At 35.1% G+C, this 22,120-nt stretch carries 22 protein-coding genes; 7 read left to right on the forward strand and 15 right to left on the reverse strand.

All coding sequences use genetic code 11. The features are described 5' to 3' along the window. Positions 1–255: 255 nt before the first annotated feature. The 3 genes from rpsJ to VB798_RS23755 all read right to left on the reverse strand — a co-directional run bounded on the left by rpsJ (position 256) and on the right by VB798_RS23755 (position 2,104). Positions 256–561, reverse strand: coding sequence for a 30S ribosomal protein S10 (rpsJ, locus tag VB798_RS23745; RefSeq protein ID WP_184135098.1), 306 nt, complete (start codon positions 559–561; stop codon positions 256–258). Positions 562–682: 121 nt separating this feature from the next. Next, the gene (locus VB798_RS23750; RefSeq protein WP_323689732.1) at positions 683–1,186 is read right to left on the reverse strand and encodes an SgcJ/EcaC family oxidoreductase; all 504 of its coding nucleotides are present in this window, start codon (positions 1,184–1,186) and stop codon (positions 683–685) included. A gap of 84 nt (positions 1,187–1,270) precedes the next feature. Further along, complete coding sequence (locus VB798_RS23755; protein WP_323689733.1) at positions 1,271–2,104, reverse strand: helix-turn-helix domain-containing protein; 834 nt, start codon at positions 2,102–2,104, stop codon at positions 1,271–1,273. 230 nt (positions 2,105–2,334) lie between these two features. On the opposite strand from VB798_RS23755, the gene VB798_RS23760 reads away from it, so the two are divergent. Continuing rightward, on the forward strand, positions 2,335–3,042 hold the full coding sequence (locus tag VB798_RS23760; protein ID WP_323689734.1) for a hypothetical protein: 708 nt from the start codon (positions 2,335–2,337) through the stop codon (positions 3,040–3,042). Positions 3,043–3,049: 7 nt separating this feature from the next. Here VB798_RS23760 and VB798_RS23765 read toward each other — a convergent pair whose 3' ends face one another. After that, the gene (locus VB798_RS23765; protein WP_323689735.1) at positions 3,050–3,760 is read right to left on the reverse strand and encodes a pseudouridine synthase; all 711 of its coding nucleotides are present in this window, start codon (positions 3,758–3,760) and stop codon (positions 3,050–3,052) included. A 312-nt stretch (positions 3,761–4,072) separates the two neighbouring features. Here VB798_RS23765 and VB798_RS23770 point away from each other — a divergent pair, with 312 nt between their 5' ends. Continuing rightward, positions 4,073–5,344 carry an aminotransferase class V-fold PLP-dependent enzyme gene (locus VB798_RS23770; protein ID WP_323689736.1) on the forward strand — a complete coding sequence of 424 codons (1,272 nt, stop codon included), beginning with the start codon at positions 4,073–4,075 and terminating at the stop codon, positions 5,342–5,344. A 131-nt stretch (positions 5,345–5,475) separates the two neighbouring features. Here VB798_RS23770 and VB798_RS23775 read toward each other — a convergent pair whose 3' ends face one another. The 8 genes from VB798_RS23775 to VB798_RS23810 form a co-directional block, all read right to left on the reverse strand. After that, complete coding sequence (locus VB798_RS23775; protein WP_184135108.1) at positions 5,476–5,724, reverse strand: acyl carrier protein; 249 nt, start codon at positions 5,722–5,724, stop codon at positions 5,476–5,478. Between the two features lie 92 nt (positions 5,725–5,816). Then, positions 5,817–8,879 carry an efflux RND transporter permease subunit gene (locus tag VB798_RS23780; protein WP_323689737.1) on the reverse strand — a complete coding sequence of 1,021 codons (3,063 nt, stop codon included), beginning with the start codon at positions 8,877–8,879 and terminating at the stop codon, positions 5,817–5,819. Between the two features lie 145 nt (positions 8,880–9,024). Then, positions 9,025–10,074: an efflux RND transporter periplasmic adaptor subunit gene (locus VB798_RS23785; protein ID WP_323689738.1), complete on the reverse strand. Its 1,050-nt coding sequence runs from the start codon at positions 10,072–10,074 to the stop codon at positions 9,025–9,027. A 32-nt stretch (positions 10,075–10,106) separates the two neighbouring features. Further along, positions 10,107–10,670, reverse strand: coding sequence for a glutathione peroxidase (locus VB798_RS23790; protein WP_323689739.1), 564 nt, complete (start codon positions 10,668–10,670; stop codon positions 10,107–10,109). 18 nt (positions 10,671–10,688) lie between these two features. Further along, entirely contained in the window at positions 10,689–12,098 is a 1,410-nt protein-coding gene (locus tag VB798_RS23795) for a TolC family protein (RefSeq protein WP_323689740.1), read from the reverse strand. 93 nt (positions 12,099–12,191) lie between these two features. Continuing rightward, the gene (locus VB798_RS23800; RefSeq protein ID WP_323689741.1) at positions 12,192–12,638 is read right to left on the reverse strand and encodes a PaaI family thioesterase; all 447 of its coding nucleotides are present in this window, start codon (positions 12,636–12,638) and stop codon (positions 12,192–12,194) included. Beyond that, the gene (locus VB798_RS23805) at positions 12,631–13,245 is read right to left on the reverse strand and encodes a TetR/AcrR family transcriptional regulator (RefSeq protein ID WP_323689742.1); all 615 of its coding nucleotides are present in this window, start codon (positions 13,243–13,245) and stop codon (positions 12,631–12,633) included. Before VB798_RS23805 ends, VB798_RS23800 begins: the two co-directional genes overlap by 8 nt. A gap of 43 nt (positions 13,246–13,288) precedes the next feature. Then, positions 13,289–13,711 (reverse strand): DUF2147 domain-containing protein, encoded by a 423-nt coding sequence (locus VB798_RS23810; RefSeq protein WP_323689743.1) that lies wholly within the window; start codon positions 13,709–13,711, stop codon positions 13,289–13,291. 321 nt (positions 13,712–14,032) lie between these two features. Here VB798_RS23810 and VB798_RS23815 point away from each other — a divergent pair, with 321 nt between their 5' ends. Both VB798_RS23815 and VB798_RS23820 read left to right on the forward strand, forming a co-directional pair. Then, positions 14,033–14,794: a phosphosulfolactate synthase gene (locus VB798_RS23815; RefSeq protein WP_323326963.1), complete on the forward strand. Its 762-nt coding sequence runs from the start codon at positions 14,033–14,035 to the stop codon at positions 14,792–14,794. Between the two features lie 117 nt (positions 14,795–14,911). Then, on the forward strand, positions 14,912–15,553 hold the full coding sequence (locus VB798_RS23820) for a VTT domain-containing protein (RefSeq protein WP_323689744.1): 642 nt from the start codon (positions 14,912–14,914) through the stop codon (positions 15,551–15,553). An 81-nt stretch (positions 15,554–15,634) separates the two neighbouring features. Here the strand turns inward: VB798_RS23820 and VB798_RS23825 are convergent, their stop codons facing one another. Both VB798_RS23825 and VB798_RS23830 read right to left on the reverse strand, forming a co-directional pair. Beyond that, entirely contained in the window at positions 15,635–16,450 is an 816-nt protein-coding gene (locus VB798_RS23825; RefSeq protein WP_323327086.1) for a phytanoyl-CoA dioxygenase family protein, read from the reverse strand. A gap of 409 nt (positions 16,451–16,859) precedes the next feature. Continuing rightward, complete coding sequence (locus tag VB798_RS23830) at positions 16,860–17,618, reverse strand: phosphatase PAP2-related protein (protein ID WP_323689745.1); 759 nt, start codon at positions 17,616–17,618, stop codon at positions 16,860–16,862. Between the two features lie 237 nt (positions 17,619–17,855). Here VB798_RS23830 and msrA point away from each other — a divergent pair, with 237 nt between their 5' ends. Together msrA and VB798_RS23840 are read left to right on the forward strand one after the other, a co-directional pair. After that, on the forward strand, positions 17,856–18,422 hold the full coding sequence (gene msrA / locus VB798_RS23835) for a peptide-methionine (S)-S-oxide reductase MsrA (protein ID WP_407654188.1): 567 nt from the start codon (positions 17,856–17,858) through the stop codon (positions 18,420–18,422). Positions 18,423–18,649: 227 nt separating this feature from the next. Beyond that, positions 18,650–20,725, forward strand: coding sequence for a protein-disulfide reductase DsbD family protein (locus VB798_RS23840; RefSeq protein WP_323689747.1), 2,076 nt, complete (start codon positions 18,650–18,652; stop codon positions 20,723–20,725). Positions 20,726–20,778: 53 nt separating this feature from the next. Here the strand turns inward: VB798_RS23840 and VB798_RS23845 are convergent, their stop codons facing one another. Further along, on the reverse strand, positions 20,779–21,264 hold the full coding sequence (locus VB798_RS23845; RefSeq protein ID WP_323689748.1) for an ElyC/SanA/YdcF family protein: 486 nt from the start codon (positions 21,262–21,264) through the stop codon (positions 20,779–20,781). Between the two features lie 146 nt (positions 21,265–21,410). On the opposite strand from VB798_RS23845, the gene VB798_RS23850 reads away from it, so the two are divergent. Further along, complete coding sequence (locus VB798_RS23850) at positions 21,411–21,932, forward strand: cupin domain-containing protein (protein ID WP_323689749.1); 522 nt, start codon at positions 21,411–21,413, stop codon at positions 21,930–21,932. The last annotated feature ends 188 nt before the right edge of the window (positions 21,933–22,120 follow it).

The following is a 22,120-nucleotide window of genomic DNA, read 5'->3' on the forward strand; positions in this document are numbered from 1 at the left end:
CCTTGAAATGTACATATCCAAATGGATTGTTTAGACAAGAATCTCCTCTCATCACACAAATGCTAATTTCGGAATTTAATCTATTTGAACATGATTTTTAGTAAGACAAACATACGAGACAAGAAAAGTAAGACGTTGATAGCCAAATAATATGCTATTACTTATATGTGTTAATTTAAAGTCATAATTATTTTTAACAAAAAATCCCTTCTAACAATGTTAAAAGGGATTTTTTTATGTTCTAAGCAAGGAAAACTACACCTTGATTTCAACATCAACACCTGAAGGCAATTCTAATTTCATTAACGCATCAACTGTTTTTGGAGATGATGAGAAAATGTCAATTAAACGCTTATAAGTACATAATTGGAATTGCTCACGAGCTTTTTTGTTAACGTGTGGTGAACGCAAAACTGTGAATTTCTCAATTTTAGTAGGCAAAGGAATTGGACCTGAAACTACTGCACCTGTAGCTTTAACCGCTTTCACGATTTTCTCAGCCGATTTGTCCACTAAAGTGTGGTCAAATGACTTCAATTTGATTCTGATTTTTTGATTCATTGCATTGGTACGTTAAAATTTGTAATTCCCGCAACGAAAGTACCATTAGCTTCATTTCCGGGACTGCAAAATTAGTGAATTTATTAATATTCAGAACGATAAGAATAAAAAATATTCTGAATTATTCTTTAGGCATTTTATTGATAGGATTACTCTGTTGTGCAGCTTCGTTGATAATTACATTTTCAGCGGAGCTTAAAAGCCATTTACCAGCTTTATTCACGAAAACCATCAGGGCTAAGTTTTCTGCTTCTTTGTAGTAATTGCCATTTGGCGAAGTATAAGCTCCCATGTGCCAATAGAGATGAACTATGGCTACGTCGTTGGTAATAAATCGGGTATGTACACTTGTTTTGCTCAAAGGCGTGTTTTGAAACATTACTTTGTGAAAAACCTGATGGGCATATTGTACTTCTTTTCGGTTTTTCCACCACATTCCTACCACATTTACCCAGTCGGCATCTTCGGTAGCATACTCTTTCATGTCGTCATAATTGTGATTATTCCAACTATTAATTACGGCATCGACTTGTTTTTCGATAGCAATTTTATCTTGTGAACGGTCTTGAGCAAAGCCAAAAGATAGACTTGCAACCCAGAAAAAGGAGAGGAGTAAAGATTTCATAATCATATTTTTAAGTTTATGATTACAAAATTAGGCTGAGGCTTTGCCTAAGAATAGTACAAATGCGACATCTTTGGCGATAGGCTACTCATCATAAAATTGATTTCCGAGATAATATGGAGAGTTTTTGAATTCATCTTCGATAACGGATGGTGATATTCCACAAAAAGCTTTAAAGTCTCGAATCAAGTGCATTTGGTCAAAATAGCCACATTGGTAGGCAATTGATGTCCACTTTGTGTCAGGAAATTTTTCTTTAATCGTCCAAGCCTTTGCGAAGCGTGTCATTCTGGCAAAAAATTTGGGTTGAAGTCCCAAGCGTTGTAGAAACAAACGTTCTAATTGACGAGTACTCACACAAGCTTGCGAAGCTACTGTATCAATATTTACCAAGCCTCCACTTTTACTTATTAGCGGTAATACATCATCCAGCGGAAGTTTGGGTTTTAGTAATTTCAACTTGCTCAAAAGGAAGTTTTGAATAATTTCGAGCGACTTTTCTAAAGAAGCCGTTTCTTGTAATTGTTCAATTATGAACCTGATATTTTTGTCTAAAAAATAAGTACTTTCTAAAGATTCATCCATAATCATTTCGTTCATAGGTATTCCCAATAAACGATATAATCCGCCCGGCTGAAAACCTACTTTAATCGTAAAATTCCGATGAGGCATTTTCAATTTTATCCGATTTACTTGCGGCCCAACCAGAATACTTTGCGGAAGAATTACTTTTTTGTGGCTGGTTAAATATTCACTTTCTGGTACTTCAAAAGGATAAAAATAAAGGCATTGTTCAGCCAAAGGAGGAAACGAAATAGTAGGTGGTTTTTCATGTAGAGGAATGTCTAATTGAAAAACCATGATGTTATTGACAAACTCTCGCAGAGCTGGATGTGGCTGAAAAACTTTGTAAAACATACCTTTATTTTGAAAGAATAATCAGATACAACATGACATTACTACGCTAAAATTATTTACTGTGCATTGAAGGACGCTTATCAATAACTCTGTATATGTATGAAATTTAATATTTTATATGTTATTGATTATCATAAAGATAGATATTTATTTCAAAAAAATATAAAAATATTTTCCAACTATTTCTACAAGAGTAGGGTCATTGATGAAACAAACTTTTAAAAAATATCATGAAAAAAATCATTTTAAGTGTATTCGTAGCCTCTATTCTATCTTCATGTGCCTTGGAAAGTACACCTTACGTTCCGACGTTTTATATCAATGAAAACTTCAATACTTCCATAGAAGGATGGAAAGGTGACTTCGCTGATTATCCTGTTGGTGAGGAGAATTTTTATGAATTAAAGTTCAGCCAAGCCAAGTTACCAATGCCTTTGGATACGACTAAAAAAGCACTCAGAATTTCGGGTAATAACCACAGTGACGACTTGTTTATGTTCTTGAGCCGAAAGTATTCAGGGCTTAAAGCTAATCAAAAATACACGATTAGCTTTGAAGTAGAACTTGCCTCTAATGCTCCTTCAAATGCGGTTGGTGTGGGTGGTGCACCAGGTGAAAGTGTTTATTTTGGCTTAGGTTTTACGGGTATTGAACCTAAAAAAGTGCTTGACAGTACTTCGAAGCATTATACCATGAATATTAAAAAAATGCAACAAGCTGCCAATGGTGATGATATGAAAGTATATGGAAATATTGCCAATGGTACAGAAAAAAGTGAGTACAAATTAATCAGAAAAACAGGAGTAGCTACAGGTAAAGCTGATGCCAATGGAAACCTTTGGTTGATTTTAGGAACTGATTCTGGCTTTGAAGCTACAACGACTTTGTACTACACTCGTTTGGCTGCGACAGTTCAAGAAGTAAACGGGAATATATAATTTTTTCCTAAAGTCCATCGGTATTCATTCCAATTGCTGAAAGTACTCGGATAAATTCTTCGTTCATCGGAGCAATAATTCGGGTACTTTCTTTGGTAAAAGGATGTTCAAAAACCAATTCTCTGGCGTGCAGAAGCATGGTGTGTAAATCAAATTTCTCTTCAAACATTTTATTTTGTTTGCATTCGCCGTAAGTTTTATCACCAATTAAATAATGCCTCAATTGTGCAAAATGTCTTCTGATTTGGTGCATTCTTCCCGTTTCTGGCGAAATTTCTGCCAATGAATATCGAGAAGTAGGGTATCTACTTACCATAATTGGCAATTCTACTTGTTGTAAACATTTAAAGTGCGTAATGGCATCCTGAAAACCTCCTTTTTCTCGCTCCAATGGTCGGTCGGTCATGCCCGATGACGGCAAATAACCTCTTACTAAAGCCAAATATTTTTTCTGAATGTTATGGGCTTCAAACTGCTTTTTAACTTCTTTGTCGGCTTCGGAAGAAAGCGCAAAAAGTAAAACTCCCGAAGTTTTGCGGTCTAATCTATGGCATGGACTTACCCAACAATTCAACTGGTCACGGAGTAATTGCAAGGCAAAAACACTTTCATCGGCAGCGATAGAAGAACGATGGACTAATAAATTATGCGGTTTGTTAATGGCAACAAAATGTTCGTCTTGAAAAAGTATGGGAAGTGGCGGAAATTCTTGGGACATTCAGAATAAGATTACAAAATACTCCTGCAATTTACGACGCTTTTATTGAAAGCTTATGCTAATTATGAATGATGAGTTATGAATTATGAGCAGTCCGCCGTTGCGTTTATGAATTTAGACATCTCTACAAAATGCTGAATCAATATAATCAAGTCTTCTTACATAGATTACTTATTTTGTCTTCTTACATAAATTCTGTAATTTCAAGAGAGGCATTTATATCCTAATGCTTTGATTTCATCATCGCAGCGGCAAACTGCTCATAATTCAAAATTCATAACTCATAATTCCAAAAATCCTTCACTTCAAACAATGCCAAATCTCTCCAAACGTCAGTTTCTTAAAACATTCACAGGTATTTCTGCGGTTTCAATGCTTGATATTGAAAACCTTTTAGCCAAATCTGTACAGATTCCAGCCCAAAAATTGGCGGAAGATGAGGCTTTTTGGCAACAAATCAGAACTGCCTACAATTTCACGCATGATTTTATTCATCTCGAAAATGGCTATTATTCTTTGGCTTCCAACGAAGTATTAGAGGCGTACATTCAGCATATTCGTGACGTAAATAAGGTATCTTCTTATTATATGCGTACTCGTCAGTTTGACGATAAATTGGTTTCCAGAAAACAATTGGCGGAATTATTGGGCTGTTCGCATGAAGAATTGATTATTACCAGAAATACGACCGAATCTTTGGACACGATTATCGCAGGATTTTCTTGGAAAGAAGGCGACGAAGCCATTATGGCAGAGCAAGATTATGGTGCGATGTTAGATATGTTCAAGTTGCAAGCTCGCAGATATGGCATCGTCAATAAAATGGTTTCTGTACCCAATCATCCAAACTCAGATGAAGAAATTGTGGAGGTTTACGAAAAAGCCATTACGTCCAAAACTCGTTTGCTGATGATTTGTCACCTAATCAATATCACAGGACAAATTTTGCCAGTAAAAAAAATCGTAGAAATGGCACATCGCCACGGAGTAGAAGTAATGGTGGATGGAGCTCACGCTTTCGGACATTTAGATTTTAAAATTGAAGACCTTGGCGGTTGTGATTATTATGGAAGTAGTTTACATAAATGGCTCGGCAATCCGCTCGGAGCTGGAATTTTATATGTAAGGAAAAATAAAATCAAACAAATTTGGCAACTGTACGGTGATATGGGTTTTGCCGATGATGATATTCGTAAGCTCAATCATACAGGAACGATTCCAGTAGCAACTGATTTGGCGATACAAGATGCCATTAAATTTCATCAAAAAATTGGTATTCAACGCAAAGAAGCACGCTTGAGATTCCTTCAAAAATACTGGACAGATAAAGTACGTGACAACCCAAATATCATTCTGAATACGCCAAAAGAAGCTTTTCGTTGCTGTGGCATTGCCAATGTAGGCGTAAAAGGAAAAACGCCTTCGGAATTATCTAAACTACTTTTTGAGAAATATAAAATCTTCACCGTAGCGATTGCAAACCCCAAAGCTGATGTAATGGGTGTAAGAGTGACACCGCATTTATATACAACAACAGCAGAATTAGACGCTTTTGTGAAAGCGTTGAACGAAATAGCGGGGTAAGTTTTATTATCAAAAAAGGGTTAACGAATGAATCGCTAACCCTTTTTGATGATTATTGAATGATTTTGGATAAGATTAAATTTATATTAAACTATTCCAAAACACATGTAACTTGCTTAATACTTAGCTGATTAAGCTTCTACACGAACAAGATTCGCTTCCATTACTTCAGAGAGTTGTTTTATCGTCTGAATTTTATCCACTTCATTGTCTGGCAAAACAATTCCGTAAGTATTTTCTAAATGCACAATCAATTCAAGGAACTCCAACGAGTTCATACCCAAATCTGCATAAAAGCGTTTCTGTGGTGCAATTAATCTCGGATTAATATAGAAATGCCGTGATAAAAATTGAATTAGTTTACTCGTGCTGAATTTCATTGATTTTAAATTTTAATTTAATAGATAAAATTCTCTCTGTTAGAACGCTCAATGATATTGAAATAGTATTCCTCGAATGATTGTGAAAATAATTATGCCAGCGCAGTTTTTTTATGAATAGTTGGTGGAAGCAATTTATACATTACTGGTGTAACCAAACGAGCCAATAAAGTAGAACTTGTAATACCGCCAATTAATACAATTGCTAAAGGTGAATACAAATCAGAGTATTCAATGACTAATGGAATTAAGCCTCCGATAGCCGTGAAAGAAGTTAACAAAATAGGTACAAAACGAATTTCACCTGCTTGGTGAATGGCTTCATCTAATTCCATTCCATCTTCTCTTAACTGATTGGTAAAATCTACGAGTAAAAGCGAGTTTTTGATTTCGATACCAATTAAGGCGATAAAACCAATTACGGCTGTAAATGATAAATTTTCTCCGGCAATTAACAGTCCGACAATCGCACCAACAATCCCTAAAGGAATCACAGAAAGTACAATAAGCGTTGATTTAAAATTCCTAAATTCAAGGATAAGAATCGCAATCATGCCAAAGACAGTTATCAGGATAATTACCCCTATGCCTCCAAAAGATTTTTCTGCATTTTCTGCTTCACCAGAAACGGTGTAGTAAAATCCTTTCGGAAATTTGAATTTATTCAACTTCTGAATCAACTCTTGGTTTACTTTCGCAGTGTTATAACCTGATTTCAAGAAAGTAGAAATCATTACGTAACGGTCTTTGTTATAATGCTTTATCTGATTCGGAGAAGTTTCAAATTTTACTTCAATCAATTGCTTCAAAGGAATAGCTGTTCCTAAAGTATTGTTTACATACAAATTATCAAATACTTCAAAACCTTGTTTGGCTCCAATTCTCGGAATTGAAACATTAATGTTATAATCATCAATTTGTCCTTCTTCACGATAAGTACCAACATTCAAACCTGCAATTCCCATCCGAACAGTACGGTCAATGTCCGAAATATTGACAGCCATTAAACCTGCTTTTTCTTTGTTGATGTGTACTCTTAGGTCGGTTGGCTGTACTTTTAACGGATTGTCTGTATAAATAGCACCTTCCTGAGCAGACAAAATATTTTCAATTTGTCCAGCAATGATTCTTAAACTATCTAAATTATTTCCGAAAACACGATAGGCAATTGGAGCTTCCAAAGGCGGCCCCTGCTCAAAATCTTTCACTTCAATTTTGGCATTTGGATAGTTCGTTAATTTTCCTCTCAGTCGGTCGATAATTGCTTTTTTCTCTTTGGTTTCCACGTCATGCAAAAGCACGAAAAGTTGACCAAAGTTTTCAGCTTCTGCTCCGCCAATTACGTTATAATAGATTCTTGGATTTCCTCTACCGATATTGGCAGCAATATTTTTGATTTCTGGTTCTTTCTTAAGTTCATTTTCTACAAAACGCACTACTTCGTCGGTTGCTTTTAGGTTTGTTCCAACGGGTGTTGAAACGTTTACCAAAAACATTGGTTTTTCGGAAGTTGGGAAAAGCGAGAAGCCCAAAAAGAATTTAGCAATCAACATTACTCCGACGAAAATTCCCATTCCTCCTGCAAGTGTAGTTTTTGGATGTTGTAAACACCAATCCATCAATTTCCCATAAGTGGCTGAAATCAAACGTTTCATTCCTCTTAAAATAAAATTTCCCTCAGCATTTTCATGATTTTTCAAGATAACACTTGATAAAAACGGCACAATCGTCAAAGCCACAAACATTGAAGCAAGTACAGTAACACTTACTGCCATCGGCAAACTTCGGATGAATTTTCCAGCCGCTTCTGGCAAATTGGCAACGGGCAAAAAGGCGAAAATCAATAAAACCGTACAACCTACAACCGCCAAACTAATTTGTTTGGTAGCATCAATGGCGGCTTGCTTTTTCGGAATGCCCATCCGCATAAAGCGTTCAATATTTTCTACGACCACGATAGAATCGTCCACCAAAATCCCCAGAGCGACAATCATCCCAACGATTGAAAGTTGGTTAATAGTAAAGCCCAAAGCATAAAGTAATGCCAAACCAATTGCCAGCGAAAGTGGAATTGAAATCATGACGACCAAACTCGCTCTTGAACCCAAAGGCAAAAGCGTAATCAAAACCAAAAGAATAGCAATGCCGAAATCTTTGGCAAAACGCATCAAACGTTTATCCACAGATTCCGCTTGGTCGAATACTTTTACTAAATCTACCGATTTTGGTAAAGTCTTTTTAAATTCTTCAATTTTTGGATCGGTTTGGGCTCTTACTTTAATAATGTTTTGTCCGAATTTCTGGCAAGCCGTTACAAAAACACTTCTATGTCCGTTCAAACGAGTTTTATGCGTTTCGTCTTCGTAGGCGTATTTTACTTCGGCGATGTCTTTTAAATAAACGATTTTCGTACCGTTTGTAAAGACAATTACATTTTTTATTTCTTCAATATCTTTAAAATTTCCAGAAGTTTTCACATTGAATTTTTTGTTTGAAAGATTCAATGAACCGCCAGGAATATTCACATTTTCAGACTGAATCGCTCCTAAAACTCTGTTTACTGGAATTTTATCTTGCGCCAATTTCGCTTGATTCAGCTCAATCGAAATTTTACGTTCTGGAAAACCCCAACTTTTAATGTTTTTGAGCGAACGATTTTTCTCTAAAGTTTTCTCTAAATCATCGGCATACTTTTCTAATTTAGAGTAAGGGAGTGTTTCAGAAACTAAAGCAAATTGATAAATATTGACGCCATCGGGCTGATACCTTTCGATACGAACATCCAACACATCGGCAGGCAATTCTTTCCTGACGGCATTCATTTCACGCACAATTTCTTGGTACTTTTCTTCTGGGTCAGACTCAAAAGCATATTCTACCTGAAAAATGGCAGCACCATCAAAAATACTTGTTCTGATTCGTTCAATATTATCTAATTCGTTGATGCGTTTTTCAACCACATCCGCTACTAATTGCTCAACATCTTTGGGCGATGCACCGGGGTAAATCACCGTAACGCCAAATTGAGGAGAAGAAAACTCAGGGTCTTCTCCACGAGGCATATTCAATAAAGAGTAAATCCCTATTGAAAGAATACCTAAAAACACGACCAGCGTGAATTGGTAATTTTTAACTGAGAATTCAGAGATTTTCATATTAATATCTTTATAAATGCTGAGTTGTGAATGGTGAGTGAGGAGTTTGGTGAGTTATGAATAAGGATTTTATATAGTTAATTAATAATTTTCTACCCGTACTCAAAATTCAAAATTCATCACTCACCATTCACAACTCACCATTTTATTGAATGATTTTTACTTTACTTCCTTCCACCAAATAAGCCGAACCGTCTGTAATTACTTGCGTGATAACTGTTGAAGAATTTTGGATAAATACTTTGTCGTTATCAATCGAAAGGATTTTTATGGCTACTTTGTGGGCTTTGCCATTTTCAATTACATAAACAAAAGCATCGTTTCCGTTGCCTTCAATCACGGCATCAACCGGGACTGAAGTATTTTGCTGGGTAAGATTAGGAGTAATCAAAGCATTACCAAAAAGCCCAGTTGCCATTTTTTTGCCTTGTGTATTCAATTTCAATTCAGCTTGATACAAACCCGAACTTTGGTCAGCACCTTGCGAAAGATTGGAAACAGAAGCCGTAAAAGGAGTATCAGGAAAAGCATCTAATTGAAGGGTAGCTTTGTCGCCCAAATGTAGGCGAGTCCAATCTTTATCGGCAACACCAACTTTTAAAACCCAGTCGTTTGCACCTGTTGCGTTCATGAAAAATACGGGTGTTCCCGGACCAGCCAATTCGCCTTCGTTCATTAGTTTTTTAACAATTACGCCGTTTGAAGTAGCGTAGATTTTTGAAAAACCTTGGTTGTAATTCGCAATTTCTAAGTTTTGTTTGGCGACGTTCAGTGCCGTCGTGAGGTTTTGTACTTGTTCTAAAGTAGCAACGGAATCTTTGTAAAGATTGGTTACACGTCGTAAATCACGCTCTGCTTTTTGTACGCCTTCGGTAGCTTGTTGTACTTGTGCATTGATTTCGGTCAGATTCAATGAAGCCAATAATTGCCCTTTTGAAACATTTTGACCTTCTTTTACATAAATTTTGGCGATGATTCCTCCCGTTTTGAATGACAAACGAGCTTCCTGTAAAGATGCCACTAAGCCCGAAGCTTTGATTACTTCGTTAGAATTCGCCTGACTAACGTTGATTACTTTTACGGCAATTACGTCTTCATCAGCCAGCGATTTTTTTTCTTCTACCTTTTTTCCACAAGCCAACAGCAAGGAAAACATAAACGAGAAGCCAAGAGAATAAGAGATAATTTTTTTCATTTCTTTAGCGTATTTATACTTTAAATATTGATTTAGATTCCTACTGCTTTTTTGAAAGAAGGATGTTCTGGCTTGATATTCGAGCCAAAAAAATGTGTCAATTCTCCTTTTTCGTTGATTAAATATTTACAGAAATTCCAGCTTGGTTCTATATTGTTCCAGCCGTTTTTTTGTTCTTCCGAAAGCCATTGGTAAACAGGATGTTTGTCTTTGCCAGAAACACTTACTTTTTCAGTAATTGTGAACGAAACACCATAATTTACTTGGCAGAATTCTTCAATTTGCGAAGCCGTTCCAGATTCTTGTGCTAAAAAGTTGTTAGCAGGCAAACCGATTACAATTACTTTATCACCAAATTTTTCATGGAATTGTTGCCAATCTTCATATTGTGGCGTGTAACCACATTTTGAAGCCGTGTTGATTAAGAGTACTTTTTTTCCTGCAAAATCAGCAAAGTTGATTTCTTGTTTTCCTGTTAAATTGCTGATTTTTAAATCGTAAAATGATTTTTTAGCAGGTTTTGAATTGCTTGGTTTGGTGATGATATTATCTTTTTCGGTAATATTTCTAAAAATACTTTTGATGGTCTTAAACATGATTTTGTTTTTTAAGGATTATTTTAGTTCATAACTGGCTTTGGCTCTTTCTACTTCCACCCATTTTTGCCAAACATCAAATAAAGAAATGGATTGCTGTAATTGTGCGGTCGTGATTTGTGTTTGAGCGTCTAAAAGTTCGATGAAATTCAGGTTTCCTTCTTTGTATCGACGCAACATATCACGGTAATAGCGTTCCGCCGTTGAAATCTGCGAAGCTTTTGATTCAAATACTTTCTTGGCTGAATTCAGAGAATTTTGTGCCGTTTCGGCTTGTAAGGCTAATTGATTTTTTACTTGTTGCGCTTGCGTGTCTAAAGCTGCTAAATCCATTTCAGCTTGTTTTACTTTCAATTGATTTCTGCCGAAAGAGTAAACGGGTAAATCGAATGAAACGCCGAGTAAAACAAAAGCATTTGGATTGAAAAAGTTTTTATCACTATTGGCAATTTGGGCAAATCGCCCTTGCGAGCCGAGGTCTAAAGAAGCTCCTACTTTGAGTTTTTTATAAGATTGACTCAATCCTACAAGTTGTTTATTGATATTAATTCCCGCTTGAATTTTGTCTAATTCTTCTCGATGTCCTTCTTCTAAATTTAAGTTCAGTACTGAAGTGTCCAAATTGTCAATTTCAATTTTGGCATTGAAATCTTTATTCAAAAGGAAATTGAAGTAAGCAGAAGCGTTCAACTGATTGCCTTTTGCATTGCTGATTTCAGCATCAATTTTTGAAATTTCATTGCGAGTACGCACCAAAACCGTTGGATTTGCCGAACCATTTTTTATTAAACTTTCATTGACTCTTTCGCTTTCTTGCAGAATTTTTAAAGCATTTTCATAAACTTTTACGGCTTCTGTCGCTTTCAAATAGTTGAAATATGCAATTTTAATATCACGTACTAATTCTCTTTTATAAACTTGTATTTCAGTTTGTTGTACGCTGATTTGTTCTTTTTTGATGGCTTGATTGTACCTGATTTCAGCATTCAAAATGGGCATGGTGGTTTTGAAACGTAAATCATAGAAATCTTTAGGAACAAGTTGCTCAGAAGTATTTGAGATTTGTGGAAATTTTGTCGAGTTCGTCAAAGCATTTAGCGTGGTGTAAACTGGATTTACTAAATCTCCGACTGGAATTTCAATCTTTCTACCGCCTTGAGCTGCCGAGATGGTGGTGTTGAAACTCACATTGGGTTTGAACATCGATTTGGCTTCTTCAAGCGCATACACGGCTTTTTGCAAAGAAAATTGCTGTTGCTTGAGTGTCTGGCTATTATTTAAACCTTCTTGAACATATCGATTTAAAATATCTGACTGTGCCAAAGTATCAGTGAAAAAGCACATTGCTAATAGTAGCATCATCGCCAATTTTGAATAAGCATGATGGAAAAATTGAAGCATTTTTTTGAAGTTTCTGAGGGTTTTCATAAACGTTATTTAAAATATAAACAGTGTTTAGTTGTTAAGCAAAATAAAAAGCACTTAGTCTCGAAAGGTTTATCGTGCTTGTTTGGTAATGTTTTATAAAGATTTTATCTCGTTGCTGGTTGATACCAAATTGGTGGTACATTTTGCGATAATTTTGCCTTGTTCATTTCTGATTTCTCCTTCAGCATGTGCAATTTTTTTACCAACCCTGATAATCTTTGATTTTGAAATTACTTTTTCGCCGATTTTCGCTGAAAATAAGTAATCAATAGAAAGATTAACGGTAGCGTAAAAAGCAGTGTGGCCCATGCTGAAAATTGTCATTCCGATGATGTCATCCATCATGGTAGCGGCAACGCCTCCGTGAAGGATGTGGGCTGGATTACACATATCTTTTCTGATAATGTATTCTACCGAAAGAGAATCTTCTTCTAATGCTACTAAAACACCATCTAACCATTTTGAAACAGGCGATGGACTATTTTCGGCGATAGGTTTTCCAAGATTATTTTTAAAAAACTCAAATGCTGGATTAGTCATTTTGTAAAAGTGCGATCATTTGTTCTACAGATGCCGACATTAAATTTTGTATATGTTCTTGTGGAAAAGTTTTAAATCTATTTCTGATTTTCAATGAAACCAAGCCGTGCATAAACGACCAGATTGACATCGTTGCTACTCCTAATACTGAAATTTTAATGAGTTTGTTGTCAATACATTGTTGTACCGTATCGCATAAATGCTCAAAACATCTATGTCCACAAACCCATTCTTCGTTTTCAAAAATGGCTTCCATCGGTGCATTTTGAATAAACATCAAATCGTACATTTCAGGGTTTTCCAAAGCAAAGTTCATGTAAGCATAACCTTGTTGTCGAAGTTTTTCGATTGGATTTTCAATTCCTTCAACCGCATCCAACAGTTGATTTATTAATTTTTCAAAACCTAATTCATGTACAGCAAAGAAAATTTCACTTTTGTCTTTAAAATAAAGATATATCGTCGCTGGACTGTACTCCACACGGTCGGCAATCGCACGAATAGAAGCCTTTTCATAACCATCTTCAATAAAGGCTTGCTGTGCGGCTTCTAAAATCAAAGACCGAACTTCTTGTCTTTCTCTTTCTTTTCTCTCGGTAATACCCATATTTTCAATTTCGATTAAAATGTGGATACAATTTCCACAAGAATCATTTAACTTTTGTCCAGACGGTTGTTCTTCCTAGCAAAGAAAAACCGATGAAACCTCTTATTTCTAATTCGTCAATACTTTTTAATTTCATATTGCAAGAGTACGTCTTGCCATTGTTCGGGTCGTAAACACTGCCGTCTTCCCAAGCTTTTCCTTTAAAAACAAAGTCTTTTAAAATAGTAGAACCAATGATATCTCTGTTTCTTAAAGAAGCATCTGGATTTTTTTCATCTTTTCTGCCAGTCGCTTTCCCCCAAATTACTTTTCCGAAATATTTCTCACCTTGTTTGAAAATTAATACTTTCCCGTCTTTCTCTTGCGATAGCCATTCACCTAAGATGGCGTCTTTCGTGATAGACTGCGCATTTCCCACACTTATTATAAAAAGGAACACGGCAAGTGTATTGATGATTTTTTTCATTTTTAGATAAGTTAAAGATTAGTCATTGCAAAAGTAATGAACACTGTTCATTAAAAAAACACCTTTTTGTTAAAATTTAATAAATCTAAGAAAAATTATTTTTCAAAAAATATTAAGTATCTGTTATTGAGTAGTTTATGTGCTATAGGTATTGAATTAACACAATATATTAACATTCTAATTTGCGGGATAAAAAGGATATATTTAATTTTGCAATTCACGTTCTTGTCTTGATTCAATAATATGCTTTTTTAAAAGGATTTATGGAGGAATTAAGGTAAGAAAAACGATAGGTGACAACTGATAACCGATAGCAAAAATATGAATTATCCACTTACTCAAATTCCTGAGAGAACTACTAAGCCACGCCAAAAAGGATACACAATGGTGATGGACAAAGGTCTAAGTATCAGACAAATAGAGGATTTTTTGGAAACGAGTGCTGCTTATACCGACATCGTTAAGTTGGGTTGGGCTACTTCGTTCGTTACACCAAACTTGAAGGAAAAATTAGCCGTTTACAAGTCTGCAGGTATTCCAGTTTACTTTGGCGGTACTTTATTTGAAGCTTTTATTATTCGTAAACAATTTGATGAGTACCGTCGTATTTTAGACGAATTCGGAATGGAGTATGCCGAAGTTTCTGATGGTTCTTTAGAAATGGAACAAGATGATAAATGTGAATATATCAGAACTTTAGCTAAACAAGTAACTGTACTTTCAGAAGTAGGTTCTAAAGATGAGGCGAAAATCATTCCTCCATACAAATGGATTAAATTGATGAAAGCTGAATTAGAAGCTGGTGCTTGGAAAGTAATTGGCGAAGCTCGTGAAGGCGGAAACGTTGGTTTGTTCCGTGCATCTGGTGAAGTTCGTCAAGGATTGGTAGAAGAAATTCTAACTGAAATTCCTGAAGAAAAAATCATTTGGGAAGCTCCACAAAAATCTCAACAAGTTTGGTTTGTGAAATTAGTAGGAGCTAACGTAAACGTTGGAAACATTGCACCACACGAAGTAATTTCTTTAGAAACCATTCGTTTGGGCTTAAGAGGTGATACTTTCACTCATTTCTTAGATAAGTAAACACATCACATCGACAAACATGTAGAATCAGTTATCAGTCAAGGCGAGTTCAAAAAGTCCCTTTTCTCATAACTGATTTTTAATGTATAATACTTACTAACAAACCCAACGAACACAATGGAAATTATCAACTTTTTTTTACAACTCCTCAAAGACCCATTAACCGCACTTTCTGATTTTATCAGCGAACATGGAACAGTTACTTACGGATTACTTTTCTTGATTATTTTTGTTGAAACTGGATTAATCGTAATGCCTTTGTTACCGGGAGATTCTCTACTTTTTGCGGTAGGTGTTTTGGCAGCAGCAACGGGTAAAATTGAAATTACGTTTGTTATTCCTCTTTTGATTGGCGCCGCACTTTTGGGCGATAATGTGAATTATTTTATTGGAAAGTACTTTAGTGAATTTGTGAAGTCGAAAGATAAAATTCTATTTCTGAAACGTGAACATATTACGCAGACTGAAGAATTTTATGCAAAACATGGCGGACAAACTGTTATTATGGCTCGTTTTGTTCCGATTGTTCGTACAGTAGCGCCATTTGTAGCAGGAGCTGGAAGTATGAAATACAGTACTTATATTACTTTTTGTGTTTTAGGTGCTGTGCTTTGGGTTACTTCAATTACTTTATTGGGCTATTTTTTAGGAAATAACGAATGGGTAAAACACAATTTTGAAAAAGTAGTTTTAGGCATTATTGCGGTTTCTGTTTTACCAATGATTTTTGCTTTTGTGAAATCAAAGCTATCGAAGTAAGTAAAGCTTCATTGATAACAAAACATCAAAAAAGCCTGCGAAATTTGATTTTCGCAGGCTTTTTTATATTCAAACAATTCCTTATTTCTGAACTACTTTTGCAAAACGGTGATAAAATGGTGTTTTGCTGTTTTCGTTTTTCGGCATGTATTTACCAGTAATAATTGGCACATACATCACTCTACGACGAGACTTTTCTCCGAAATTAGGAGAAACTTCTACTCGGTGCCATAAACGACCATCATGTACCGTTAAATCTCCAGCTTCAATTTCAAAACCTACTTCTCTCGCATCTGGAGTATGATCGATAAACTGTTTTTTACCAAATAAAAGTTTTAAAACACTTTGGTTTTGTGTACCTGGCAATACTCTCAAGCCACCATTTGTGCTTGGGCAATTATCTAAGTGTACACCAACGTTTAACATCGGAAGAATTTTTTGTCCTAAAAATAAATCACGTGGGCTGTCTGTATGCCATCCCATTTGTGTGAATTTACTGTTTGGTGCATTTACATAGTGGTTAAAAACCAGTCCATCTTTTTCGTTATCGCTAATACGACCGTCATAAGGAGCTAATAATTCAACCAATAATTGTAAACGTGGGTCTTTCAAAAATTCGCCTAAGAAAGTACTGTACTTGTTTGTAAAGCACATTCTTTGAATCATCTTGTTGCCGTGTTCGTCTTTACCAAACTTCAACGGAATACCATTGATTTTCTCAATGCCATCAGCCAACCATTGCTTTTCAATTTTATCTAATTCGCTGATAAACGTTTGAATCGTTTCAGCATTAATGAAATTTTTAAATTGAATTACACCATACTTGCGGAAATACTCTTTCTGCTCTTGTGTTAGTTTCTCTCCCAATTGGAAGGTTTTCGACTCAAACTTTACCATATTTTTACCCTGAATTAAAGTGGTTTGCAAGAACTATATTTGATAAAAAGTTCCTGGTACAAAACTAATTTGTTCAACCAAACCAGTTTTATGAAAAATTGTACAAAATAAAGTTAAACGATTTTGACAATCGCTTCGTAAACGTAGTTGGGCAGAACCACCTTTACTTAGTTTTAGAAAAAAGAAAAAGTTTCCTTTTTTCTGGTAAAACAATGCAAATTAATTGAATGTAATGAAATTGTAAATTTTTCATTAGAAAATTTACAATTTACCTCTGATAATTCACAATCATTAGTTTCAAGATGAATAACTCTCCAGAATGTACTAATTTATGACTTGCAAAATTAAAGGATTAATTAATATATTTTCTATCATTTCCTTAAAATACAAAGGATTATGATTTTTGGACTTAAACGATTTTATTGCTAAACCAGAAAAGTGTTTCTAAAAGTAATAAAAACAATAATAACACACTACAAGTAATTTGCCATTGCTGTTTGTTGAGATAACGAGCAATTACATAAGAAAGTGCAGTAAAGAAAAATGCACCGATTACATCTGCTGTATAATGAACGTGCTGAATTAATAATAAAATAGCAATTGAAACGCCTGTAACAGCCGCTAAAGCTTTTTCCCAAGGTTTTTCAAGAAACAACCAAATCATCACCATCGTTGCAGTATGCCCCGAAAAAAATAAATCTTTTGTGATAGGTTCTGTATCTCCGTAAATGAGTAATTCGGCAAAAGTATCGTGAAGTGGAACTAAATCTAGTGGAGGATTCAATGGAAAAAAATAAATGGTTGACATCCTCAATACGGTTTCAATCACAAACGTTATCGTAAAAAGTAGAAATAACTTTGGTTTGACCAATACTCTACAAAGCAAGAAAACCAACATTCCATAAATAAGAGCAAAAATTGGTGTTGAAACATCAATCGCAGGAAGATGATTTAATACAAAATCGGAAAGATAAGCGCCATCACGCTTTTGAATATTGATAAAAAATGAAGGAAATTGTGGGGCAGCCAAAGTAGCTATACCAAGGGTTGTCAGTAATTTAATAATAAATCCATTCGTTTTTAAAGCATCTTGCCAACGTTGTTGAACAACTTGAAGATAACTTTTTGGCATCTTTGGTGGTTTTGTATTCGTAAGTATGTCATTCATCAGACAATCTAATTTTTAATTGGTATTATCTTTGGATATTCTTTTAGATTAAAGTGTTCTTTATCGATTTGAATCTTCATCGAAAGAATTCTTTCATAAAAAATACAAACTTACATCAAGTTTTAAACGTTATCAACAATGAAATCGAAAATTAATGTCGTACTTCTTGGAATATTTACATTGCTAGTAAATATATCATGTGCTAAAGGTTCTGATAATCAGAAAAATACAGAAAAAATGAACAATGAAAAAGTCAATCTTGAAGGAACAGAAGTAGTGACGTTCGGAGCGGGATGTTTTTGGTGCGTAGAAGCCATTTTTCAACAGGTAGAAGGTGTTGTAAAAGTAGAGTCTGGCTATTCTGGCGGAAAAGTTAAAAACCCAACTTATAAAGAAGTTTGTACGGGACTTACTGGTCATGCAGAAGTTGTGCAAGTAACATTCGACCCAAAGAAAATTTCTTTCGATAAAATTTTAGAAATTTTCTGGAAAACACATGATCCTACTACCTTGAATCGTCAAGGTGCTGATGAAGGTCCGCAATATCGTTCGGCGGTTTTTTATCATAACGAAGCTCAGAAGAAAACAGCAGAAATTTGGAAAGCTAAATTGAATGCCGAACATGTTTTTCCGAATCCAATTGTTACAGAAATTACAGCTTTTACAGTATTTTATCCTGCTGAAGATTATCACCAAGATTATTATGAACTGAATGGGCATAATCCATATTGTCAAGTAGTGATAAAACCAAAATTGGAAAAATTTACGAAGGTCTTCAAAGAGAATTTGAAGAAAATGAACTAGTTCAACAGAGACAATTATTTAAAAGGTTAAATTTGAGAAAATTTAGCCTTTTTTATTTTGAATAAAAATTAAGAAAGTCATTAATAAGACATTTATCAATATTGATGTACTTTAAATTTGAGTTTGAATGAATACAAAGCGTTAATAAATTGTATTTTTAAAAGATAGAACTCACAGTCACAAATTACTGTTTAGAAAATTAAGCATATTATACAATCCATCAACAGATGAAAAAGTTACTTTTTAGTTTATTTATTTTACTTATTTGTTCAGTAGCAATTTCTGCTCAAAAAATTACACCTGCCAAATGGTCTTGGGCTTTATCAAAAGCAAATCCTGCTGTTGGAGAAACGGTTGACATCGTTTTTACAGTCAATATTCAAGATGATTGGTATTTGTATTCTTCAGATTTTAGTGAAGATTTAGGCCCAACCGTTACGACGATTAAATTAAAAGCGAACGATACTTATGAAGCCGTTGGTGGCTTGAAAGCTATTAATCCCATAAAGAAATTCGACAAGGAAATCTGGAATGGAGAATATACTTACTTCAAGCACAAAGCAACCTTTCGCCAAACTGTCAAGGTTTTAAAAGAGAAATTTCTGATTGAAGGTGCTTACGATAGCCAGTCGTGTTCAGATGCTTCAGGTCAATGTGTACCTGTAAAAGGTGTTTTCTCTTTAGCTGGAGCTGAAAAAAAAAACAGTAATGAAGTCGAAGAAAAGCTTGTAAAGCCAACTGAAACAACTGTTGTTCCGCCCGTTATTAGTAAAGATACGGTTTTAGCAAAAACAGATTCTGTCGCTAAAGCTGATACTTTGACTTCCGCCAAAACCGATGCGATAGTTGAAACAAACATTGAAGAAAGGCCTGTAGTACAAGAATCACTTTTTGCTTTTTTCTGGGTAGCTTTTGGGGCAGGTTTATTGGCATTATTAACGCCATGTGTGTATCCGCTTATTCCGATGACGGTGAGCTTTTTCACTAAACAAAAAGGAGGTAGAAAATTAGCATTTCTTTATGGCTTTTCGATTGTAGCGATTTATGTTTTATTCGGTACATTAATCGCTGCCTTGGCTGGTCCGGGCTTTGCCAATTGGCTAAGTACGCATTGGATTCCTAATATGCTGTTTTTTGTCATTTTTGTTTTCTTCGGAATCTCATTTTTGGGCTGGTTTGAAATTGTTTTGCCTTCCAATTTTGTCAATAAAATAGATGCACAGTCAGATAGAGGTGGAATCATCGGGGTTTTCTTCATGGCATTTACTTTGGTTTTAGTTTCTTTCTCTTGTACTGGTCCTGTGGCTGGCTCGATTTTGATTGCTTCTGCCCAAGGCGAAATTATTAAGCCTGTTATTGGAATGTTGGGCTTTTCATTAGCCTTTGCTATTCCATTTACTTTGTTTGCTATTTTTCCACAATGGTTGAAAAACTTGCCAAAATCTGGCGGTTGGATGAATTCAGTGAAAGTAATTTTAGGCTTTTTAGAATTAGCTTTAGCCCTTAAATTTTTAAGTACAGCCGACCAAGTATATCACTGGGGAATTTTAGACAGAGAAGTATATTTGGCTTTATGGATTGTGATTTTCGCTTTGATTGGCTTCTATTTATTAGGAAAAATCCAATTACCTCATGACGATAAAACTGAAAAAGTAAGTGTTCCAAAGATGTTGATGGCAATTTTAGTTTTTTCTTTTGTCGTTTATATGATTCCTGGAATGTTCGGAGCGCCTCTAAAGGCTTTGGCTGGTTGGTTGCCTCCGCTTACTACGCAAGATTTTGTTTCGTCTGGTGCATCGGTAAAAACTGAAGGCGATGCAAATTTCCCAAAACCGAAGTATAGTGAGTTCCTTACTTTGCCACATGGACTTCAAGGTTTTTTTGATTATGAAGAAGCAGTAGCATATTCTAAAAAAGTAAATAAACCAATCTTTATAGATTTTACAGGTCACGGTTGTGTGAACTGTAGAAAAATGGAAGAAAACGTTTGGTCAGACCCAGCAGTGTTGAAACGTTTGAAAGAAGATTACGTAGTGGTGGCTTTGTACGTGGATGACAAAACGGAGTTAGCCAAAGAAAAATGGTACACTTCTAAAGATGACGGACAAGAAAAAACGTCGATGGGTGACCAGAATTTAGATTTTCAGATTGTAAGATTCAACGGAAATGCACAGCCATATTATTGTTTGGTCAATCCTAATGATGAAAAAGGTACTTTGGCTTCACCAAAAGCATTTGATTTGAATGTTGAAAACTTTGTAAAGTTTTTGGATGAAGGAAAAGCTAAGTATGCTTCGAAGTAATAATTTTATTAGATAAAATGAAGAGAGGTTTGCATCGACAAACCTCTCTTTTTTTATGGCAAAAACCTCAAACGATTTAAGGCTTGTTGTTCAAGTCTGACTAATCTTTCCATTTCTTCTTCATACAAATTTGATTTTACTTCTAAGAAAATAAAGAATTGGTAATCTGAATACTTTTGGAAAGTAAAACGGATTCTTTCTACTTGAAAATCCGAAGTAATAACAGCAACAATGTCTGGCTCATAACGATTGATAATTCTTTGGCAAAGTTGAATGTCGTCCATCACATTTTCGCCAAGGGCAAACTCTACAAAACGATTATGGGCAATCCCTTCTTCTAACAAGAAATTTTGCAAATATTGTGCGTGCGGATATTCTGAAGTATTAAAATGACTTCCAAAACCACCCGTACAAAGCACATGAAATTCAGGATTATTTTTCAGGAATTTTAAAGCACCCAATACTCTATCAATTGCAATCGGAGAAAGATTACCATCGTAAGTATTAGTATCAGCCATCACAATCAGTAATCCATTCATATTAAAATACTATTTAATAATTTATTATTCTTATTTGATAGAAGTCTTCAACAAAGATAAGCCCAGAATCTGCAAATAGTTTTTCCCTTTGAAAAGGAATTTATTCAAAACGTTTAACTTTGTGGCTCAAAAAACTGTCAAACCTTATGAATCTTACCCTTTCTCAAGATGCTGATAAGGCATCTATCTTTGAACAAATTGCTGCTGCTTTGGCAGAGGATAATTTTACTGTTGTAAAGCAAGACCAAACTCGCCCTTGGGGAGGTTTTTTTGTGATTGATGAAGCACAAGCACCAGCTTTTGCAGCGAAGTATTTTCCACATTTGGAAATGTCTGAAATTCAAATTACCAATAAATTATCACCTAAAATTTTGGTAGTAGCACCAGAGAAACGTTTGTCTTGGCAATACCATTTCCGTCGTGCTGAAATCTGGAAAGTAATCGCAGGCACAACTGTCGGAGTAAAAATTAGTGATACCGACGAAGAATCAGAAGAAGTAAAAGTGTTAGAATCTGGAAGTTTTATTCAAATGGATACTGGTGAACGCCACCGTTTAATCGGTTTATCTGGTTGGGGTATTGTTGCAGAAATTTGGCAACATAGTGACCCTGAAAAACCTTCTGATGAAGACGATATTGTTAGATTACAAGATGATTTTGGAAGATAATTCCAACCATTATTTCATAAATTACGTCACTGATTTATCAGAGTATAAACCAACAATAAAAAAGACCGTCAAGAACATGAAGTTTTCTGACGGTCTTTTTTGTGTTCTAAGCTTTTAAAAAAGAAAGCGAGATATGATAAAATTGGTACGTTTTTTGAAATTAAAATTTTGAAAAAATACATTTTGGA

Source organism: Arcicella lustrica (assembly GCF_034930985.1).
In the GTDB taxonomy this organism is placed as follows: Bacteria; Bacteroidota; Bacteroidia; order Cytophagales; family Spirosomataceae; genus Arcicella; species Arcicella lustrica.

Coding starts and splice junctions, on each gene's coding strand:
- rpsJ (WP_184135098.1), bottom strand. CDS start 561: ATGAATCAAAAAATCAGAATCAAATTGAAGTCATTTGACCACACTTTA.
- VB798_RS23750 (WP_323689732.1), bottom strand. CDS start 1,186: ATGAAATCTTTACTCCTCTCCTTTTTCTGGGTTGCAAGTCTATCTTTT.
- VB798_RS23755 (WP_323689733.1), bottom strand. CDS start 2,104: ATGTTTTACAAAGTTTTTCAGCCACATCCAGCTCTGCGAGAGTTTGTC.
- VB798_RS23760 (WP_323689734.1), top strand. CDS start 2,335: ATGAAAAAAATCATTTTAAGTGTATTCGTAGCCTCTATTCTATCTTCA.
- VB798_RS23765 (WP_323689735.1), bottom strand. CDS start 3,760: ATGTCCCAAGAATTTCCGCCACTTCCCATACTTTTTCAAGACGAACAT.
- VB798_RS23770 (WP_323689736.1), top strand. CDS start 4,073: ATGCCAAATCTCTCCAAACGTCAGTTTCTTAAAACATTCACAGGTATT.
- VB798_RS23775 (WP_184135108.1), bottom strand. CDS start 5,724: ATGAAATTCAGCACGAGTAAACTAATTCAATTTTTATCACGGCATTTC.
- VB798_RS23780 (WP_323689737.1), bottom strand. CDS start 8,879: ATGAAAATCTCTGAATTCTCAGTTAAAAATTACCAATTCACGCTGGTC.
- VB798_RS23785 (WP_323689738.1), bottom strand. CDS start 10,074: ATGAAAAAAATTATCTCTTATTCTCTTGGCTTCTCGTTTATGTTTTCC.
- VB798_RS23790 (WP_323689739.1), bottom strand. CDS start 10,670: ATGTTTAAGACCATCAAAAGTATTTTTAGAAATATTACCGAAAAAGAT.
- VB798_RS23795 (WP_323689740.1), bottom strand. CDS start 12,098: ATGAAAACCCTCAGAAACTTCAAAAAAATGCTTCAATTTTTCCATCAT.
- VB798_RS23800 (WP_323689741.1), bottom strand. CDS start 12,638: ATGACTAATCCAGCATTTGAGTTTTTTAAAAATAATCTTGGAAAACCT.
- VB798_RS23805 (WP_323689742.1), bottom strand. CDS start 13,245: ATGGGTATTACCGAGAGAAAAGAAAGAGAAAGACAAGAAGTTCGGTCT.
- VB798_RS23810 (WP_323689743.1), bottom strand. CDS start 13,711: ATGAAAAAAATCATCAATACACTTGCCGTGTTCCTTTTTATAATAAGT.
- VB798_RS23815 (WP_323326963.1), top strand. CDS start 14,033: ATGAATTATCCACTTACTCAAATTCCTGAGAGAACTACTAAGCCACGC.
- VB798_RS23820 (WP_323689744.1), top strand. CDS start 14,912: ATGGAAATTATCAACTTTTTTTTACAACTCCTCAAAGACCCATTAACC.
- VB798_RS23825 (WP_323327086.1), bottom strand. CDS start 16,450: ATGGTAAAGTTTGAGTCGAAAACCTTCCAATTGGGAGAGAAACTAACA.
- VB798_RS23830 (WP_323689745.1), bottom strand. CDS start 17,618: ATGAATGACATACTTACGAATACAAAACCACCAAAGATGCCAAAAAGT.
- msrA (WP_407654188.1), top strand. CDS start 17,856: ATGAACAATGAAAAAGTCAATCTTGAAGGAACAGAAGTAGTGACGTTC.
- VB798_RS23840 (WP_323689747.1), top strand. CDS start 18,650: ATGAAAAAGTTACTTTTTAGTTTATTTATTTTACTTATTTGTTCAGTA.
- VB798_RS23845 (WP_323689748.1), bottom strand. CDS start 21,264: ATGAATGGATTACTGATTGTGATGGCTGATACTAATACTTACGATGGT.
- VB798_RS23850 (WP_323689749.1), top strand. CDS start 21,411: ATGAATCTTACCCTTTCTCAAGATGCTGATAAGGCATCTATCTTTGAA.